A 19,081-nucleotide genomic window follows, 5' to 3' on the forward strand; every position below is an offset into this window, starting at 1 on the left:
CAGTCTGGAAGTCATTCCATTTCTTTCTAGAACCCGGTCGCTGTAACGGCCGGGTTCAACCTTTTTTGGGACTGCCTGTTTGGAACGTAGTCACCAGGGTGACGGTCGTTTCGAGTTTCAAGGGCTCCGGGCGGTATAAGCGGATGTCCGATGACCGCCCCCTCTCCCAACGGGAGAGGGGGTCAGGGTGACGGAACCCAAACGCCCTGAGCAGGTTTGCTCTCCTGAAAAGGAGACGAACATGACAAACCATACCGAAATCAAGGAAAAATTCTGGAAGGCGCTGAAGTCCGACCGGACCATGTTTCTGGGCCTTGCCGAGGGCGAAGACGGCCATGCGCGGCCGATGACGGCGCAGCTCGACGATGAAGAGCTGGAAGGTAATCTCTACAGCGGGCCAATCTGGTTTTTCACCTCGACCGAAAACGGGCTTTACCAGAAGATCAACCAGGACGCGCGTGCCATGGCGCATTTCACGTCCAAGGGCCATGATGTGTGGGCGACCGTGCACGGCACGCTGACCACGACACGGGACCCGGTGATCATCGACCGTCTGTGGAACCGCTTTGTTGCGGCCTGGTATGACGGCAAGGACGATCCCAAAATCGCACTCATCCGCCTGGAACCGGAAAGTGCTGAAATCTGGATCGACGCGTCCAGCGTGGTTGCCGGTATCAAGATGCTTCTCGGCATCGACCCCAAGGAAGATTACAAGGACAAGGTTGCCGAAGTCAGCCTATAAAAAGCTTGGCATCGGGGCGACTGTCCCGCCGTCAAAACCGAAATGGTCGGGCCGGTCTTCGGCAAGAAGCGCCGGTCCGTCCAGATCCACCCAGTCCGCCCGTTGCGCGACCAGAAAGGCCGGGCCGACAGCAAGACTGGTGCACAGCATACAGCCGACCATGACCTTAAGCCCGCGTTCCTGCGCGGCGTCCGCAATCTTTAACGCCTCGGTCAGGCCCCCTGCCTTATCAAGCTTAATATTCACCCCGTCATAATAGGGTGCCAGCCGCGCAACATCGGCGGCACTGTGGCAGCTTTCGTCCGCCAGCAACGGCAGGCAAGCCTGCACATCCGCCAGGAGCGCGTCGCGTCCTGCAGCGACCGGCTGTTCGATCATCTCCACACCCAGACCGGCCAGCGCCGCTGCCTCGGCCGCGATATCGAGGTCGCCCCAGCTTTCATTGGCATCGACAATCAGGCGCGCATCCGGTGCACCTGCGCGGACTGCGGCCACGCGGGCGACATCGCCATCCCCTGTCAGTTTTAGTTTCAAAAGGCCGAAGCCGCGGGCGGCGGCCTTGGCGGCGTCCGCCTCCATCACATCCGGTTCGCCGAGCGAGATCGTAAAGGCGGTGACCAGCGGCGCGGGCGCAGCCTCCAGACCGGCATAGCGCCATAAGGGCACGCCTGCCGCCTTGGCCGCCAGATCCCACAGCGCACAGTCGAGCGCATTGCGCGCCGCGCCGGGCGGAAGGAGGTGCTGCACCGCCTCGCGCGCGCCATCCGCGTCCATTGGTTCCAGCTGCGGCAACACGGCCTCGACCTCGGCAAGGCAGCTTTCGGCCGTTTCGCCATTATAATAGATGGCCGTACTCTCGCCTAACCCGAAATGCGCCCCGTCGCTGACGGCGACGACCAGCACATCGACATAGGTCTTGGCCCCGCGCGCGATAATGAATTGCCCTGCAACCGGCCAGCGTTCGACAGCTGCACTTATACGTAGCGCCATGGCCCCACCCCATCTTATCCTCAAGCAGACTGGCCAACTATCGGCGGCAATGCAAGCCGGGTTTCAGTGGGGAAGGTTTTGATTTTTCGTCAAAAGGAAGAAGGGGGGGTATGTATACACCCAACCCCTCAACCGCTATGCGTGGCGATCCAGTCTTCCAGTACGGGCGCAATCCGCTCGCGCCATTTGCTGCCGTTGAAGATGCCATAATGGCCGACTTCGGGTGCCATATGGTATTTTTTGTGGCTGTCGGGCAGGCCGGTTGCGATTTTCAGCGCGGCTTTGGTCTGGCCAAGGCCGCTGATATCGTCGCGCTCCCCTTCGATGGCGAGCAGGGCGATGTCCTTGATGGCGCCGGGGTCGACCAGCTTGCCGCGATAGTTGAATTCGCCCTTGGGCAGCAGGTGGCGCTGGAACACGGTGTCGACCGTCTGCAGGTAGAATTCGGCGGTCATGTCGCACACCGCGCGATATTCGTCGTAAAATTCCTTGTGCCGGTCCGCACTTTCCCCATCCCCTTTGACGAGGTCGGAGAACATGGACCAGTGGCTGATCATATGGTTGCCAAGGTTCATCGACATGAAGCCCGACAATTGCAGGAAGCCCGGATACACCCGGCGCCCCGACCCTTTATAATAGGGGGGCACGGTCGCAATCACATTCTGCACAAACCAGTCGTGCGGACGGCGTGTCGCGTGATCGTTGACGGCGGTGGGCGCTTCGCGGGTGTCGATGGGACCGCCCATCATGGTCAGCGTGCGCGGGCGCAGCGGATGGTCGTTCGCGCTCATGATCGCGGCGGCGGCATAGGCGGGAACCGACGGCTGGCACACGGCTAGCATGTGCGCGCCGCGACCGCCCGCATCGGGACCGATGAATTCGAGCCACTCGATCAGATAGTCGATATAGCTTTCCAGATCGAAGCCACCGCCGGTCAGGGGCACATCGCGCGCATCTTTCCAGTCGGTGATATACACGTCATACACGGGCAGCATCCGCTCCACCGTGCCGCGCAGCAAGGTGGCAAAATGCCCCGACATGGGCGCACAGATGAGCAGACGCGGCTTTTCGGTGCTGCCTTCATAGGTAAAATGCTTGAGCTGGCCGAAGGGCTTGCGCGCTTCGTTGATTTCGGTGACGGGCAGATGCTTTCCGTCAATATCGACAAAATCGAGTCCGAAGGCGGGCTTTCCGCGCGGCATGACCGAATGGGCAAAGACGTCAAGCGCGGAGGCCGCAATGGGGGCAAGGCCGCCATAGCTGAACGGGCCGGTCGCAAAATTGTTCAGGAAATCGGCTTGCTTCTGCGCAATCCAGCCTGCGCCTGCGAGCCAGCTGCGCTGAATATCATAACCGGTGTAAAGCATCAGTACGTCCTTAAAAATATCCGCCGGGCCGTTGCCGGCACCTGCATATCGGGCCCGACATAAGCCTTTATTGTGCATTGCACCATAAAAAACTTAATACTTCCTCCCTCTCCGCAATTGTTTGCCTGTCTGCGCACTGCTAGGCGCTAGGCATGACTGAACAGACCCTTGCGACGGCGAAACCCGCCGAACCTGCCGAAAAAACAGCCCCGGAAACGCCGCAGCCCAGCCGCAAACTGGCGCAGCTGCGGATGGTTGCCCGTTTCGCAAGCCATTATCCCCGCCAGATCCTTTATGCGGCGGTGGCTCTGGCGGTGGCGGCAAGCGCGACGCTGGCGATCCCTGCGGGTTTCCAGCGGATCATCGACAAGGGCTTCATCGCCAATGGCGGCGATATCGACCCCTATTTCCGCTATCTGCTGATGATCGTCGCCGTGCTCGCCGTGGCGACGGCGCTGCGTTTCTATTTTGTGAGCTGGCTGGGTGAGCGCGTGGTTGCCGACATCCGCGTCGCGGTGCAGAAAAACCTCCTCCGCCTCGCGCCGCGCTTTTTTGAAGAAAACCGGCCCGCCGAAATTGCGAGCCGCATGACCGCCGATACCGCTGTCATCGAACAGATTGTCGGCACGACCGTATCGGTTGCCGCACGCAATCTGGTGATCGGCATTGGCGGCATCATCTATCTGTTCACCCTCGCGCCCAAACTGACCGCGGCGCTTCTGATCGGCATTCCGATTGTGGTCCTGCCGATCGTTGTGATCGGCCGGCGGCTGGAAAAGGCGTCGCGTTCCTCGCAGGACCGTGTTGCCGATATCGGTACCATCACCTCGGAAAGCCTGGGCGCGCTGAAGATCGTGCAGGCCTTCGGGCAGGAAGGGCGCGAACATATCCGCTTTTCCGACGCGGTTGAAAACACCTTTGCCGCGGCCAAGCGCCGCATCGGCCTGCGCGCCATGCTGACCGCCATTGTCATCGCCCTGATTTTCAGCGCGATCACCCTGCTGATGTGGGAAGGTGCGCAAGGCGTCGCCGAAGGCACGATTTCGGGCGGCACCATTGCCGCGTTCGTGTTGACAGGCGGGCTCGTTGCCGGTGCGTTCGGGGCTTTGACCGAAGTCTATGGCGATCTGGTCCGCGGTGCAGGGGCCTCGGGCCGTCTGGCCGAGCTGCTGGCGGCAGAGCCCGACATCGCCCCGCCTGCCAAACCCGTCGCCCTGCCCTCGCCCCCGCGCGGACAGCTTGAGTTCCAGAATGTGAACTTCCGCTACCCCACCCGGCCCGAAATATCCGCGCTCGATAATTTCAGCCTGAAGGTCAGCCCCGGCGAAACCGTTGCCGTGGTCGGCCCATCAGGTGCCGGAAAGTCGACGCTGTTCCAGCTGGCGCAGCGTTTCTACGATCCCGAAAGCGGCGCGATCCGCATCGACGGCGTTGCGCTCACCAGCGCGGACCCTGCCGAAATCCGTCTGCGCATGGCCTATGTGCCGCAGGACACGGTCCTGTTCGCCTCCTCCGCGCGCGACAATCTGCGCTATGGCAACTGGCTGGCGGATGACGCGGCCATCTGGCACGCGGCCGAACAGGCGAATGCGGCCAGTTTCCTGCGCGAATTGCCGCAAGGGCTTGATACCTATCTGGGAGAAGGCGGCGCCCGCCTGTCGGGTGGCCAGCGGCAACGCATCGCCATCGCCCGCGCGATCCTGCGTCAGGCACCGATCCTGTTGCTCGACGAGGCGACCAGCGCACTCGACGCCGAAAGCGAACGTCTGGTGCAGGATGCGCTCGACCATCTGATGAAGGACCGTACGACCATCGTCATCGCGCACCGCCTCGCCACCGTGCGTTCCGCCGACCGGATCATCGTGATGGACCAGGGCCGCATTGTCGAAGAAGGCGACCATGTAAAACTGAGCGCCGCGGGTGGCCTATACGCGCGATTGGCGAGTTTGCAGTTCGACGCGTGAGGGGCAAATTTTTGACCTCTCACCTTTAGGGGAGAGGATACGAAGCCTTATTGCTTTAGCAATTAGGCGAAGTTGGAGAGGGGGAGGTCGCGCCCGCACCTCGCCGTTTCTCCCCTCTCCGCTGCGACTAGGCGGCAAGCCGCCAAGTCTCGCTCCTCTCCCCTAAAGGAGAGAGGGGGGGCGAACCCAACAAAACCTCAAAAAGAGGCGCGCAGTCTTTCGATCATCGCGAGCGGCTCGGGGACCGGCATATCGGCGCTGCGCATTTTCTGGCTGAGGCGCTGCAGGCGGAAATAGAGGTCTTCGCTTGCCGCGATCAGGGTGCGGGCTTCTTCGGGGAATCGTTCGACCTGGAACGAGTCGCTGGCCGGCGAATAGCCCAGATCGCGCGCATCGGTCAGGCTGTCATATTGGGAAATTTCGCCCGCAAGAATTGCTTTCTGGTTAAGCAGCCACGCAATGCTGTGCATCAGGCGGGTCGTCACCTTTAACGATTCGCACGAAAAGGCGACGGATACTTCCGGCGAAAGATTGACGGTCATCTGGTCACGGTCAAAATAGGAACGCGCCTCGTCAGCCAGAATCATCGCTTCGGTATAGAGCGATTCCAGCAGTTTCGGGGTGAGTTCGTGATGCAGACTTTCCATCTGCGACCTTATGCCACCGACACTGCGAAATTGTTAGCGCAAATCGGCGCAAAAGCGGGTCACGGGCACAACTGTACCGGGATGAAACGCCTGATAGATAAATGTAAAATGGTTAAAATGGCGAAAAGGCCAATCAGGCAATGATATCCGGCACAAGCTGGTCTTCCAGACGCATGATGCGGTCTTTAAGGATCAGTTTCTTTTTCTTCAGCCGGGCAATCTGCAACTGGTCGACGATCGTCTGCGATGAAAGCGCGCGGATTGCATCGTCAAGGTCGCGATGCTCAACTTTTAACTGTTCAAGCTGCTGCTGGTAACCTTCGTCGTTCATAATCCCCTCTAACCTTATTGGGGTTAACAAGTCATCGTCAAAATAAGACCCATCATCCCAAAGCTACAAATTGGACCGAATTGGGGGAAGACATCGTTAAGCTTTCATGATTTACTCTCGTTCCAAGTCGTCGAGTCTCTTGAAAGGAGAATGAGGTGAACAACAGTCACATGTCCGCATTGCGTTTGAAACATGCCGAACTGGAAGCAAAGCTGGAGCGCGAAACGAACCGCCCGCTGCCCGATACCGGGCTGATACATTCCCTCAAAAAGCAGAAACTCCATTTGAAGGATATGCTCACGCAGGAATCGCTTCCTGCCTGATCCACGGGCTTTTTCCTGGAATAAAATTTGAGCGGGGGTATCGCTTGCGCATCGTGCATCTGCTAGGTGCCGAATAATGGAAAGCGCTACCCGTTCCGCCCGTAACATATTGACCGGCCTGCACGAAGTCATGGCATCCAAAAACCATGCACAGGGCAAGCTGAACCATGTCGTCAATATCATTGGCGAAGCGCTGACAAGCGAGGTTTGCTCGATCTATCTGCTGCGCGACGGTGCGCTGGAACTGTTCGCCACACGCGGTCTGAACGAGGCCGCCGTGCATGTCACCCGTCTGGGCCTGGGCGAAGGTCTGGTTGGAACCATTGCCGAAAATGTCGAGACGCTGAACCTCGACGAGGCCGCCGCGCACCCCAATTTCCGCTATGTCCCGGAAACAGGCGAAGAACGCTTTCACAGCTTTGCAGGGGTCCCCATCGTCCGGTCCGAACGCGCCGTCGGCGTGCTTGCCGTTCAGCATGTCGAACCCCGCAAATATGAAGAGGTCGAGATTGAGGCGTTGCAGACCGTGGCGATGGTCCTGTCCGAACTGATCGCCAATGCCGACCTGATTGACGATCCCGAAGTGGGTTCGGGCATCGAAACCGGCACGATCGTGCTGACCGGCCTGCCGCTGGTCAAAGGGGCCGCCGCCGGTGTCGCCATTTTCCACCAGCCCAATGTCCGCATCGAACACACCGTCGCCGAAGATATCGAGGCCGAACGCCAGCGCGTCTATTCCGCATTCGACAAGATGCGCGAACAGATTGACCGCATGGCGAGCCAGATCGATTTCGGCACCGGCGGCGAACATGAGGAGGTCATCGCGACCTACAAGATGTTCGCCTATGACGAGGGCTGGAGCCGCCGCATCAACGAAGCCATCGACAGCGGCCTGACCGCCGAAGCCGCGATCGAACGGGTGCAGCAGCGCACCCGGATGCGGATGCGGCAGATTGACGATCCGTTGCTCGCCGACCGGATGCACGATCTGGAGGATCTGTCGAACCGGTTGCTGCGCATCGTGTCGGGACAGATGAGCACGGCGGCGCAGCTCGGCCTTAAAAAGGATTCCATCCTGATTGCGCGCAATCTGGGTCCTGCCGAACTGCTGGAATATGACAAGCGCCGGTTGCGCGGGGTCATTTTGGAAGAAGGATCGCTGACCGCGCATGTCGTCATCGTCGCGCGCGCCATGGGCATACCCGTGCTCGGCCGCGTGCGCGGAATCCGCCATAAGGTCCGCGATGGCGAGATGATCCTTCTCAACGCCGATGAAAAAAGCGTCATCGTACGACCATCGGCCAGCACCGAGGAAAGTTTCCAGCACCAGCTGGTCGACCGGCAGAAAAAGAAAGCCCGCTATGCCGCGATGCGCGACGATCCGGCGGTCACGAAGGACGGGCTTCCGATCACCCTGATGATCAACGCAGGGTTGCGCGACGATATGTCGGCGCTGGCAACCACCGGGGCGGAGGGTGTCGGCCTGTTCCGCACCGAATTCCAGTTCCTGATTTCCGCCACCCTGCCGCAGCGCGAACGGCAACAGCGTTTCTACCGCGATGTGCTGGACGCCGCGGGCGACAAGCCTGTGATTTTCCGTACGCTGGACATCGGCGGGGACAAGGCCCTGCCCTATCTGAAGGACGAAACCAGCGAGGAAGAAAATCCGGCGCTCGGTTGGCGCGCATTGCGGCTGTCGCTTGACCATGCAGGGTTGATGAAAACACAGGCCCGCGCCCTGATCGAGGCGTCCGCCGGGCGCACGCTGAACGTCATGTTCCCGATGGTGTCCGAACCCTGGGAATTTGATGCGGCCAAGGCCATTTTCGAAGGGCAGATCGAATTTCTGGGCAAGCTGAAAAAGCAGTTGCCGAGCAAGGTGCGCTATGGCGCGATGCTGGAGGTTCCGGCACTTGCCGAGACGCTTGATGTCCTGCTGCCCAAAATCCAGTTCCTGTCCATCGGCACCAATGATCTGACGCAATTCCTGTTCGCCGCCGACCGTGCCGACCCCCGTCTGGCCGAGCGTTATGACTGGCTGAGCCCTGCGATCCTGCGCTTTATAAAGCGTGTGGTCGACGCCACGGAGGGCTATGGCGTGGATGTCGCCGTGTGCGGCGAAATGGGCGGACGCAGTCTGGAGGCGCTGGCGCTGATCGGACTGGGTATCCGCCGCCTGTCCATCACGCCCGCCGCCGTGGGTCCGGTGAAGGCCATGATCCGTTCTGCCGAGCATGCGGGCATCCAGGCGAAGATGACCGAGTTGCTCGCTTCACCGCCGCAGAATCTGCGCTCTGCCTTATCCGTCTGGGCTACGGCTCAGGGTATCGAAACCGGCTGAATTTACACCCTTTATCGATTGACTTTCATCGGCACGATGCCATTGTCCGGCATCCGCCCGGAGAGGTGGAGGGAAACGGGCCGTGGAGATTTGCAGTGGGTGACGATTCACCGAGCGAGGAAGAATTTCGTTTTCAAACCGTCGGCGAACAGCTGAAGGCGGAGCGTGAGCGTTTGGGCCTTAGCCTTTCCGACCTCGCTGCAAAGACACGGGTGCCCATGCGGCATCTGGAATCCATTGAAAAATCAGACTTTGCCGCACTGCCCGGCTCTACCTACACACTCGGATTTGCCCGTTCCTATGCGCGCGCGGTCGATATGGACCCTGCGAAGGTCAGCAGCGAATTGCGGACCGAACTCGCCCAGGGTGGGCATGAAGGATATCAGGCACCGCTGCAAAATTACGAACCCGCTGACCCGGCCCGCGTCCCGTCGCGTGCGCTTGCATGGACGGCTGCGGCGATTGGCGTTACGCTGGTTATCGCCTATTTCGTCTGGCGCAGCATGGCATTGGGCAGTGGCGGCGACATTTCGATGCCCGCACCTGCCGCCGAAAAAACGGCATCGGCCGCCACCGCCCCCGCCGCATCCTCCAATGCCGAAGGCCCGGTTGTCCTGACCGCGACCGACAATGTCTGGGTGAAGGTCTATGATGCCGACAACAAGCGGCTCTATGAAAAGGAAATGGTGAGGGGTGACAGCTTCACCGTGCCGCAGGATGCCAACAAGCCGATGATCGTGACGGGACGCCCGCAAGTGCTGACCGTGACCGTAGGCGGCAAGGAAGTTCCGCCGCTTGGTCCGGCGGACAAGACCGTTGCCGACCTTGAGATCAGCGCCAAAGCCCTGCTGGCGCGTACTGCGCCGGAAAGCACGGCGACCGGCACGCCCACGGCGACCACAACCACAAGCAGCAACAGCACTGGCAGCAGTACTGGCACCGGCAACCGAAACAGCGGCGCGACGCGCGAACGCCCCGCCGAACGCCGCGCGCCTGCGTCCAGTCCGCCCGCCGAACGCGTCACCGAAAAGACCGTTGAAAAGGCGGCAGAAGCCCCTGCACCCGCAGCACCGGCGGCGGAGAATAGCGGGAATTAAGGCCGATCCTGCATTATCGGATGCCAATCTTTACATTGCCTGTTGCGTTCGGCCTTTATTGCGTGAATCGGGCAAGCTATAGAAAACTGCTTTGGTCGACATTCTGGAGGGTAGCCCGATGATAATGAGAAACCTGCTGTTAGGCAGTGCCGCCTGTATGATGAGCGTGTCCGCACTGGCGCAGGATGCCAATCTGGACGGCCGCGTCGGCAAGCTCGAAAAGGAAATGCGCGCGGTCCAGAGGCAGGTCTTCCCCAATGGCGCGGGCAAGTTTCTGGAGCCCGAGATCCAGTCCCCGACCGCCCAGAAGCCGGCGACATCCTCCTCCTCGACCGCGACCGCCGACCTGCTGGTGCGTGTCGACGCGCTGGAAACCCAACTGGCCGCGCTGACCGGCCAGTTTGAACAGCATGACAATGCCATGCGGCAGATGGAAGCCCGGCTGAAGGCGGTTGAAGCGCAGTTGAAGGCGCAGGCCGATCAGGCCGCCGCAGGGACCGCTTCGGCAGCGCCTGCTGTCACCACCCCTGCCCCGACGCCCGTCGCCACGGCAGCGGCAGCCAAGCCCAAGCCGGCAACAGCCGCACCGGCGGCCGCCACGACCGCCAAGCCTTCGGCCGCCCGGACGGCCGCTGTGGCTGCGGTGGAAAAGCCTGCGACCGGCGATACTTTTGAAGATGGCTACACCTATGGTTTCCGCCTGTGGGAGGCGAAATTCTATCCCGAAGCGCAGGTGACGCTCGAAGAAACGATCAAGAAGCATCCCAAGCACAAGCGCCTGAGCTACGCCCGCAACCTGCTGGGCCGCGCATGGCTTGACGACAAGAAACCGGCGACCGCGGTCAAGGTATTTTACGACAATTACAAGAGCGAACCGCGCGGCGATCGTGCGCCTGAAAGCCTTTTCTTCCTGGGCTCGGCCCTGACCGATCTCGGCAAGACCGCCGAAGCGTGCGAAGCGTTTAGCGAGCTGGCGAAATCCTATCCGGATGTGGCCACAGGGCGCCTTGCCGACCGGATTGCCGGCGGCAAAACACGGGCCAAGTGCAAATAAGCCAGCCGCCCGAATATCTCGACCGTTTCCGGCGGGCGCTGGACAGCTTCGCGCCGGAACCGGATAGCAAAATCCTTCTGGCCATTTCCGGTGGCCCTGACAGTCTCGCGCTCCTGCTGTTGGCGGCAGAGGCGCGGCCGGGGGCGATTATTGCCGCGACCGTCGACCATGGCCTGCGCCCCGAAGCCGCTGAGGAGGCCGATTTTGTCGCGCAAATCTGCGCCCGTATCGCGGTTCCGCACCTGACCCTGCGGCCCGAAACGGCGATTACCGGCAATCTCCAGTCGCAGGCCCGCGCGGCGCGCTACCGCCTGCTGGAACAGGCCGCCGACGGTCAGGGATGCGCCCTGATCGCGACCGCGCACCATGGCGATGACCAGTTGGAAACGGTCCTGATGCGGCTGGCGCGGGGCAGCGGGATTGACGGCATGGCGGCAATCCGCAGCCGCAATGGCCGCATCATCCGCCCCATGCTCGCCTTTTCCAAGGCGGAGTGCGAGGATATTTGCGCCCGCGCGCGTCTTGACCCGGTACGCGACCCCAGCAACACCAATGTCGAATTTGACCGCGTCGCCATCCGACAGTGGCTCGCGCAGGCACCGCATCCCTTCACAATCGCACGTACCAACCGCACCGCCAGCGCCCTGCACGATGCCTCCGACGCGCTCGCGTGGATGGTGCAGAATTTGGTGCAGGAACGGATAGTGGAGGATGGAGACGCCCTCAGCTGCGATGCGTCGGGCCTGCCCCGCGAACTGAGGCGCCGCCTGCTGCTTGCTTGCATCACACGCCTCGATCCCGCGCTGCAGCCAAGGGGGGAGGCCATCGACCATCTGCTCGCCGAACTGGACGCGGGCCGGACCGCGATGATCGGCAATTTGCTGTGCAGTGGAGGGGATCGCTGGACGGTCGCGCCCGCGCCGCCACGGTCGGCATAGCCCCGCACGAGGCAAAGCACAGGAAAGACCGCTTTTCCGTGCAAAATTTGCGCTTCGTTATATTGTCATTCACGCATTCGCGCTTACATTGCCACCATGTCCCCTCGCACTTCGCGATAGGGTTAAGATAATCAAGGCGTAAATGATGAACGACGAACCGGAGTCCAAAGGTAATCCGCTTTTGCGCAACATGGCCATCTGGTCGGCAATCATTGTCGCCATTTTGCTGGTTGCGTCCGTATTTGGCGGCACTTCGGAACCTGCAAAAGGCATCAGCTATTCGACTTTCCGCGAAAAGGTGGAAGCGGGCGAGGTGAAGTCTGTCGCGATTGCGCCCGAACGGATTACCGGCAAGCTTCAGAATGACGAAACCTTCGTCACCATCCCCATTCCCGCCGACAGTGGCCTCTACCCGCTGCTCGATGAAAAGGGCGTCGATGTACAGGGCAAGGCCGAAGAACAGCCCAGCCTGTTGCTGATCCTGCTCTATCAGGCGCTTCCCTTCCTGCTGATCCTCGGCATTGCCTTCTTCGTTCTGCGCCAGATGCAGAAGGGCGGCGGCGCCGGTGGTGCGATGGGCTTTGGCAAGTCCAAGGCGAAATTGCTGACCGAAAAACATGGCCGCGTCACTTTTGAAGATGTCGCCGGCATCGACGAAGCCCGCGAAGAGCTGCAGGAAATTGTCGAGTTCCTCAAGGACCCGCACAAATTCTCGCGCCTTGGCGGTAAAATCCCCAAGGGCGCGTTGCTCGTCGGTTCGCCCGGCACCGGCAAGACCCTGCTCGCCCGCGCGATTGCCGGTGAGGCAGGTGTGCCCTTCTTCTCCATCTCCGGTTCGGACTTTGTCGAAATGTTCGTCGGCGTCGGCGCAAGCCGCGTGCGCGACATGTTTGAACAGGCCAAGAAAAACGCGCCGTGCATCGTCTTCATCGACGAAATCGACGCCGTGGGCCGCAGCCGTGGCGCAGGCCTTGGCAACCAGAATGACGAGCGCGAGCAGACGCTGAACCAGCTTCTCGTCGAAATGGACGGTTTTGAGGCGAATGAAGGCATCATCATCGTTGCCGCCACCAACCGTCCCGACGTGCTCGACCCCGCCCTGTTGCGTCCCGGCCGTTTCGACCGCCAGGTCGTCGTGCCGCGCCCCGACATTGATGGCCGCGTCAAGATCCTTGAAGTGCACATGAAGAAAGTGCCGCTCGCACCTGATGTCGACGGCCGTGTCATTGCCCGCGGCACCCCCGGCTTTTCCGGTGCGGACCTTGCCAATCTGGTGAACGAAGCCGCCCTGCTCGCCGCACGCCGTGGCAAGCGCCTTGTCGCCATGCAGGAATTTGAGGACGCCAAAGACAAGGTCATGATGGGCACCGAACGCAAGTCGATGGTCATGACCGAAGACGAAAAGAAGATGACCGCCTATCACGAGGCCGGCCACGCCATCGTGTCCATCCACGAACCGGCATCGGACCCGATCCACAAGGCAACCATCATCCCGCGCGGCCGTGCGCTGGGTATGGTGATGCGCCTGCCCGAACGCGACAGCTACAGCTACCACCGCGACAAGATGCACGCCAACCTGTCGGTGGCGATGGGCGGCCGCGTCGCCGAAGAGCTTATCTTCGGATATGACAAGGTGTCGTCGGGCGCGTCGAGCGATATCCAATATGCCACCAGCCTCGCCCGCGACATGGTCACCCAATGGGGCATGTCCGACGAAATGGGTCCGCTGCAATATGAAGAGCGGCAGGACGGCTATCTCGGCTATGGCATGTCGCAACGTTCGGCCATGTCGGACGAAACCGCGAAAAAGATCGACGCCGAAATCCGCAAGCTGGTCGAAGGCGGCCATAAGCGGGCGACCGACTTGCTGAAAAAGCATAACAAGCAGTTGCACTTGCTGGCCAACGCATTGCTGGAGTTCGAAACCCTGTCGGGCGACGAGATCAAGGAATTGCTGGCAACCGGCAAGTTCGAGCGGGACGATGGCAAGATCGCCAAGCCGACAAGCATTCCGCAGATCGGCACCGCCATACCCAAGGCCGGCCGCCGCAAGTCCGGCGTTTCGGGCGAACCTAACCCGCAAGGCGCATAAGCACCGACCGGGGGGGTCCGGCATCATGCCGATCTATTGCGATGAATCAGGCGGTGTCGGCCGGGGTGTCATGACCCTAGCCGGCCTGTCCATCGAAGCGGCGGATGCCGAAAGAACCCTCGCCCGTTTCCGCGAAGTCACCGGCCTGACCGGCGAACTGAAGGGAAGCCGTATCGACCTTGCCGAACGCGCCCTTCTTTTAGAAATCCTCGACGACGCCGACTGGTCCGCCACGGTCGGCATTGCCATCTCCGCGCTCGTCCCTGAACAGGGCAGCGACCGGGGCGACCATGATGTCGCCATTTATGTGCAATTACTCGAAGATGTGATCGGCGCCATGATGCCCGCCACCGACGGCTGCGTCAGCGTTTTCATGGACGATGGCCGCTATGGCCCGGAAACACTCGCGCTGGTGCGCAAGGATATCGCGGCGATCATCGGCCCCTGTGGTCAGGCGCAACTGGAACTCAGCCACCGCCTGCCCGGCCTGCAGATTGCCGATGTCATTGCCAACACATTTTTCAACCGCGCCATGGTCACCGACCGGCAGGCGCGCATGGCCGCCATTGTCGCGCCCTATCTGGAAAGCGGAAAAGTCCGCCTGCGCGTTCTGTCAGGTGACGCCCAGACTGACGATTAGCATCGTGAACAGCATCAGGGCCGTCATGGCGAAGACAAGCAGAAAGCACATACGCCAGAACGCGCCGAAGCGCGACGTTTCATAGGCATGGTGGATTTGCCGGTACATGTGGATCGGCGGATAGAATGCGAGCAATACGCCGCCAAAGGGTTCCGTACCCGGCATGCTGATCAATATCGCGCTGAGGCTGCACAGCAGCATCATGAAGGTAATCGAATAGGTCACGAAAACCGCATGGTCGAACATCTTGAACCGCCGCCGCCAGAAAAAGAGCAGCCAGACAAAGGGCACCGAAATGGGGATCAGCGACCAGCTATATTTATAGGCGTTGGACTGGATCTTGTAGAGCAGCAGTTGCGGGTTCTTCTGCGCCGTTTTGACCGCCTTGTTCAGCGCGCCCGATCCGGGGAAATTGAGGTCGGTGAAATTCCAGTTGGCTTCATCCTCAAACCCGTTTTCCAATCCGCCCGCCGCCGTACGCATCACCCGCGCCGCCATTTTTGCACCACTTAGATCGTCTTCCAGTTTCTTGGTCGGCTGGCCGGCTTTGCGGGCCTTTTCAAGGTCATCCTCCAGACGCGCTATGTCCGCATCGATCTTGCGGCGTTCCGCGAGGAGCTGTTCATTGGCGGCTTCCTTCTCCCGCAATTCCCGGCCCCGCCCGTCTTCAAGACTCTGCAGCCGTTCCCGGTTGCGCGCGATCTTGGCGTCGATGCGCTCGGCATCCGAAGGATCAGCCTTTTTCTCCGCCTCTAACAGGGCAATGGCATCTTCGATTTCTTTGCGGTCCGTCTGATATTCCTTGCGAACCCGTTCAATAGACTGCGGCGCGGTGGCCGACGACCCGCCATCGGGGACCAGCCAGTTGAACGTCGCAAAGGTCAGGAACACCGAAAAGAGGAACAGAGCCAGCGGGGAAACAAATTTGGCCCGCTCGCCATGGACATAGCGGCGCGTCAAATCCCCGGGTTTCCACAACAACATCGGCAATGTACGCCAGATCTTGCCGTCAAAATGCAGCACGCTGTGCAGGATATCATGACCGAATTCATGCAAGGTGCGGTGCACATGGGCCTTTTGCCCGCACATATGGCAATGCGCCCCCATCAGGGTCGCGCCGCAATTCAGGCAGACGCGCTCCGTTGCGCTGCGCCCTTCGCCTGCCTCTGGTTCCACGGCGCGGGCAAGCGCCGCACCTGCGATAATATCTGCTGCCCCGGCCAATTCCCCGCTCATGCGGTCTGTTTATCAGCGCGTTCCGGGAATGCCAAAAAGAAAAGGCCCGGACAATGCCGGGCCTCTTGAACTTTTTTTACGGATGGACCGTCTTACCGGTCGTAATCGCGCTGCATGCCAGCGCCCCGTGCGGGGGCGGCTGCGGTCAGGCGAAGTGCCTCTGCCGACAGGCTGATCGAACCGATTTCATCGGCTTCTTCATCTTCGTCCACCTGCACCTTCTGCAGCGACTGGACCAGACCTTCTTTCAGATGTTCCGGACGGATGGTCTCTTCGGCGATTTCGCGCAGCGCAACGACCGGATTTTTATCGCGGTCGCGGTCCAGAGTCAGTTCTGCACCACCGGAAATTTCGCGTGCGCGCTCAGCCGCCAGCAATACGAGGTCAAAACGGTTGGTGACCTTATCAATACAATCTTCAACGGTAACGCGTGCCATGCTGGCTCCTGATTCTTCACAAATTTCGGAAAAGTAGAGCGCACCTAGGGTTTGCCGGTCAAAATGTCAATGAAAACGGCACGTCCCTTGCCGTGGAGAGGCCGAGGCACTACCTCAGTCGGATGGAGGGCCCTTCCCCAGCCGTGCGATTTCCGGGAACGCCATTTCATGTGGCGGACCATGACCTGCATGTTGTCCATGCCCCTGAAGAGCGGCTGGCGGCGATGCATGCGCTGATATCGGCGGCACAAACAAAGCTGCGCATATTCTTCTACATGTTTGCCGACGATGAAACCGGCCGGGAAATATTGGCAGAACTGGTGGCGGCGGCGCAGCGGGGTGTTGCGGTCCACCTCATCATCGACAGTTTCGGTTCGGGCGATATCAGCGACGCCTTTTTCGATCCGCTGGTGCAGGCGGGCGGCCATTACCATTGTTTCAGCACGCGTAAGGGCCTCGGCTATTTCATCCGCAACCACCAGAAAATGCTGATCGCCGATAATGCCCATGCGCTGATTGGCGGGTTTAATATCACCGACCAGTATTTCGGGCGAAAGGGCGATGAAAGCTGGGAAGATCTGGGTCTGGTCGTTTCGGGACCGGAGGTGGAACATCTTGCGGGCTATTTCGACGAACTCGACAGGCTGTCGCAGGGCGGGAAGGTCCGGTATCTGGGCCTGCGTTCGATCATAAGAAGCTGGCGCCCCGGCATTGGCGAGGTGCAGTGGTTGCTGGGCGGGCCGACAAACCGCATTTCACCCTGGGCGCTGACGCTGAAACGCTCGCTTCAGGTGGGCAAAAGGTTTGACATCGTATCGGCTTATTTCTCCCCGTCCCAGACGATCCTGCGCCGGATTGCGCGGGTGGCAAAGCGGAACAAGGGTTCACGCCTGATCATGGCGGGCAAGACCGACAATGGTGCAACCATTGCCGCGGCGCGCGTCCTGTACCGCTATCTCATCAAACGCCGGACGCACATCTACGAATATCAGACCCGTCCGCTTCATATGAAGCTGATGGTCATCGACGATGCGGTCTATATCGGGTCGGCCAATCTCGATGTGCGCAGCCTGTTCATCAATCTGGAAATCATGTTGCGTGTGAAGGACCATGCGCTGGCGACCCATATGCGGGGGCTGATCGACACGCTGGTCGCACAGTCGGAACAGCAGACCACAGCGCTTCTGTCCCGCCGCGACAGCTGGTGGAGCCGTTTCAAGGGCGGCCTTGCCTATTTCCTCGTGAACTCGGTGGATTATACGGTGGGCCGGCGGATCAAATTCGGGTTGTTGCGGAGCCGGTAGTCTGGGCGTTGGGGACAGTCCCTTTTATCACCCCGCACGCGCCTTCCACTCCGCCTTGCTCTGCCCCCACGCACGCACCGGGATATCCTGAAACGGATCGGGCAGCCGCGTTTCGCCCTGGTCATAGGAGCCCAGCCGTTCTGCGAGCGCCACCGATGCGGTGTTTGCAGGGTCGATGGTGTGGATGACATTGTCCCAGCCCAGCACATCGAACGCATAATCGATGCTCGCCACCGCCGCCTCATGGGCATAGCCTTTGCCGGCAAATTCCTGCGCCACGCCCCAGCCGACCTCGGTACCGGGCCAGCCTTCGGGCATCCACGGGCCTGTGCGGCCAATCCATTGGCCGGTATCGCGCAGGATCATCGAGAACATGGCATAGCCGCGCACCTGCCATGCCCCCACCATGGTGCACAGCATCCGCCAGCTTTCGCCGCGGCCTTTGACACCGCCCAGATGGGTCATGGTCACAGGGTCGGCGCAAAAGGCGGCCCAGCCTTCAAAATCTTCGGCAGATGGCGGGCGCAGGATCATCCGTTCGGTGATCAGAAAAGGTCCGGCGCTCATATCTACTCTCCTGCTCGACAGGCGCGCTCTATGCAGCGCGCATCGGCGGCGCACAAGAAAAAGCGGCACCGCCTGTTGAAAGGCGATGCCGCGATCTTCTGCACCGGGCAGATGGGGAGGGGGAATCCCGGTGCAATCTCTGCGGGGGGTTGCCTCGGTTGAAACAACCCCCTCATGAAGCGTCCTGCTAGTGCGACCCGTAGGACTCTTCTTTAACTTTTAACGGCAGCGCGAACCGCCACGGTCGATTTCACGACCCAGCAATGCGCCACCTGCGGCACCCAATATGGTGCCCAATGTCTTGTCGCCACGTCCGGCAATCTCGTTACCGGCAAGGCCGCCTACGGCACCACCGATCAGAAGACCGGTCGTTCCGTCCTTCTTGCGGCAATAGGCACGACCGTCTTCACCGCGCCATACGCGGGTGTTGCGGCTGACACGCTCGTCACGGCGGCCTTCACGATAGCCACGGTTGTAGGCACGTTCGCGGCGGCCATCAAAGGCGCTGCTTTCGGTCACAGTGGCGTGGGCCGACTGTACCTGGAATTGCGGGGCCGCATGTCCGACGGTAGGAATTGCCAACGTTGCGGCGACCAGTGCGATCATTGTTTTCTTCACATTCATTCTCCTTCGTGAACCTTCCGGATCGTAAACCGGCCAACCTGAACATTGGTTGCACGGCTTTTCGACGAAGAGACGAGACGTGGCCACGAAGCGGCCAGAGGAGATTTTTTCGCGCTTGCACCTGCGGACATGCTGTCCCTAAGATGCGTCATGGCTAATGTTATTGCTTTCCTGTTCGGAACCATCGCCCTTATCCTTGCCATTATCGGCTTCATCCCCCTGCTGGGATGGCTCAACTGGCTGATCATCCTGATTGCCGGTGTCGGTGCCGCCTTCGGCGCCGCTTCGGACAAGAATTCGGGGCGCAATTTCTGCTTTGTCGTCATGGGCATTTGCGCGCTGCGCCTCTGGATGGGCGGCGGCATCATCTAAGCTGCCGCGACCGGG

Annotated in this window: 20 protein-coding genes; 12 read left to right on the top strand and 8 right to left on the bottom strand. The window is 60.6% G+C overall.

The annotated features are described in order from the left end of the window. The first annotated feature begins 241 nt into the window (after positions 1–241). Positions 242–742 (top strand): pyridoxamine 5'-phosphate oxidase family protein, encoded by a 501-nt coding sequence (locus FOM92_RS09600; protein ID WP_143776663.1) that lies wholly within the window; start codon positions 242–244, stop codon positions 740–742. On the opposite strand, the gene dgcA is transcribed toward FOM92_RS09600, so the two are convergent. Then, on the bottom strand, positions 737–1,732 hold the full coding sequence (gene dgcA, locus FOM92_RS09605; protein ID WP_143776664.1) for an N-acetyl-D-Glu racemase DgcA: 996 nt from the start codon (positions 1,730–1,732) through the stop codon (positions 737–739). The two genes, FOM92_RS09600 and dgcA, sit on opposite strands and share 6 nt — an antisense overlap. Positions 1,733–1,860: 128 nt before the next feature. After that, positions 1,861–3,099 (bottom strand): polyhydroxyalkanoate depolymerase, encoded by a 1,239-nt coding sequence (locus FOM92_RS09610; protein ID WP_143776665.1) that lies wholly within the window; start codon positions 3,097–3,099, stop codon positions 1,861–1,863. A gap of 152 nt (positions 3,100–3,251) precedes the next feature. On the opposite strand from FOM92_RS09610, the gene FOM92_RS09615 reads away from it, so the two are divergent. Beyond that, complete coding sequence (locus FOM92_RS09615) at positions 3,252–5,063, top strand: ABC transporter transmembrane domain-containing protein (protein WP_425473380.1); 1,812 nt, start codon at positions 3,252–3,254, stop codon at positions 5,061–5,063. Positions 5,064–5,260: 197 nt separating this feature from the next. Here FOM92_RS09615 and FOM92_RS09620 read toward each other — a convergent pair whose 3' ends face one another. Together FOM92_RS09620 and FOM92_RS09625 are read right to left on the bottom strand one after the other, a co-directional pair. Further along, the gene (locus FOM92_RS09620; RefSeq protein WP_143776666.1) at positions 5,261–5,710 is read right to left on the bottom strand and encodes a DUF1465 family protein; all 450 of its coding nucleotides are present in this window, start codon (positions 5,708–5,710) and stop codon (positions 5,261–5,263) included. A gap of 133 nt (positions 5,711–5,843) precedes the next feature. Next, a complete protein-coding gene (locus FOM92_RS09625; RefSeq protein WP_143776667.1) occupies positions 5,844–6,041 on the bottom strand; it encodes a YdcH family protein in 198 nt (65 codons plus the stop codon). Positions 6,042–6,196: 155 nt separating this feature from the next. Between FOM92_RS09625 and FOM92_RS09630 the strand changes: the two genes are divergently transcribed. From FOM92_RS09630 to FOM92_RS09660, 7 genes are all read left to right on the top strand, one after another. After that, positions 6,197–6,364, top strand: coding sequence for a YdcH family protein (locus FOM92_RS09630; RefSeq protein WP_143776668.1), 168 nt, complete (start codon positions 6,197–6,199; stop codon positions 6,362–6,364). Between the two features lie 76 nt (positions 6,365–6,440). Beyond that, complete coding sequence (gene ptsP / locus FOM92_RS09635) at positions 6,441–8,705, top strand: phosphoenolpyruvate--protein phosphotransferase (protein ID WP_211347387.1); 2,265 nt, start codon at positions 6,441–6,443, stop codon at positions 8,703–8,705. A 95-nt stretch (positions 8,706–8,800) separates the two neighbouring features. Then, entirely contained in the window at positions 8,801–9,802 is a 1,002-nt protein-coding gene (locus FOM92_RS09640; RefSeq protein WP_246087254.1) for a helix-turn-helix domain-containing protein, read from the top strand. Positions 9,803–9,920: 118 nt separating this feature from the next. Further along, complete coding sequence (locus FOM92_RS09645; RefSeq protein ID WP_143776670.1) at positions 9,921–10,856, top strand: tetratricopeptide repeat protein; 936 nt, start codon at positions 9,921–9,923, stop codon at positions 10,854–10,856. Next, on the top strand, positions 10,847–11,794 hold the full coding sequence (gene tilS, locus FOM92_RS09650) for a tRNA lysidine(34) synthetase TilS (protein ID WP_170226842.1): 948 nt from the start codon (positions 10,847–10,849) through the stop codon (positions 11,792–11,794). The genes FOM92_RS09645 and tilS overlap by 10 nt, the downstream gene beginning before the upstream one ends. 145 nt (positions 11,795–11,939) lie before the next feature. Next, complete coding sequence (gene ftsH / locus FOM92_RS09655; RefSeq protein WP_143777796.1) at positions 11,940–13,886, top strand: ATP-dependent zinc metalloprotease FtsH; 1,947 nt, start codon at positions 11,940–11,942, stop codon at positions 13,884–13,886. Between the two features lie 25 nt (positions 13,887–13,911). After that, a complete protein-coding gene (locus FOM92_RS09660; protein ID WP_143776672.1) occupies positions 13,912–14,526 on the top strand; it encodes a DUF3800 domain-containing protein in 615 nt (204 codons plus the stop codon). On the opposite strand, the gene FOM92_RS09665 is transcribed toward FOM92_RS09660, so the two are convergent. After that, a complete protein-coding gene (locus tag FOM92_RS09665; RefSeq protein ID WP_143776673.1) occupies positions 14,500–15,762 on the bottom strand; it encodes a DUF3667 domain-containing protein in 1,263 nt (420 codons plus the stop codon). The genes FOM92_RS09660 and FOM92_RS09665 overlap by 27 nt on opposite strands. A gap of 92 nt (positions 15,763–15,854) precedes the next feature. Beyond that, on the bottom strand, positions 15,855–16,199 hold the full coding sequence (gene rpoZ / locus FOM92_RS09670) for a DNA-directed RNA polymerase subunit omega (RefSeq protein WP_143776674.1): 345 nt from the start codon (positions 16,197–16,199) through the stop codon (positions 15,855–15,857). Between the two features lie 170 nt (positions 16,200–16,369). Between rpoZ and FOM92_RS09675 the strand changes: the two genes are divergently transcribed. Then, positions 16,370–17,503 carry a phospholipase D-like domain-containing protein gene (locus FOM92_RS09675; protein ID WP_170226843.1) on the top strand — a complete coding sequence of 378 codons (1,134 nt, stop codon included), beginning with the start codon at positions 16,370–16,372 and terminating at the stop codon, positions 17,501–17,503. A gap of 27 nt (positions 17,504–17,530) precedes the next feature. Here FOM92_RS09675 and FOM92_RS09680 read toward each other — a convergent pair whose 3' ends face one another. Further along, positions 17,531–18,070, bottom strand: a complete 540-nt coding sequence (locus FOM92_RS09680; RefSeq protein WP_143776676.1) for a GNAT family N-acetyltransferase — start codon at positions 18,068–18,070, stop codon at positions 17,531–17,533. A 30-nt stretch (positions 18,071–18,100) separates the two neighbouring features. On the opposite strand from FOM92_RS09680, the gene FOM92_RS16195 reads away from it, so the two are divergent. Beyond that, positions 18,101–18,232: a hypothetical protein gene (locus tag FOM92_RS16195; protein ID WP_281285596.1), complete on the top strand. Its 132-nt coding sequence runs from the start codon at positions 18,101–18,103 to the stop codon at positions 18,230–18,232. A 57-nt stretch (positions 18,233–18,289) separates the two neighbouring features. Here the strand turns inward: FOM92_RS16195 and FOM92_RS09685 are convergent, their stop codons facing one another. Beyond that, a complete protein-coding gene (locus FOM92_RS09685) occupies positions 18,290–18,688 on the bottom strand; it encodes a glycine zipper 2TM domain-containing protein (protein WP_425473381.1) in 399 nt (132 codons plus the stop codon). A gap of 156 nt (positions 18,689–18,844) precedes the next feature. On the opposite strand from FOM92_RS09685, the gene FOM92_RS09690 reads away from it, so the two are divergent. Beyond that, entirely contained in the window at positions 18,845–19,066 is a 222-nt protein-coding gene (locus tag FOM92_RS09690; RefSeq protein WP_143776678.1) for a hypothetical protein, read from the top strand. Positions 19,067–19,081 lie beyond the last annotated feature (15 nt).

This window comes from Sphingorhabdus contaminans, assembly GCF_007280415.1.
Taxonomy (GTDB): domain Bacteria; phylum Pseudomonadota; class Alphaproteobacteria; order Sphingomonadales; family Sphingomonadaceae; genus Sphingorhabdus_B; species Sphingorhabdus_B contaminans.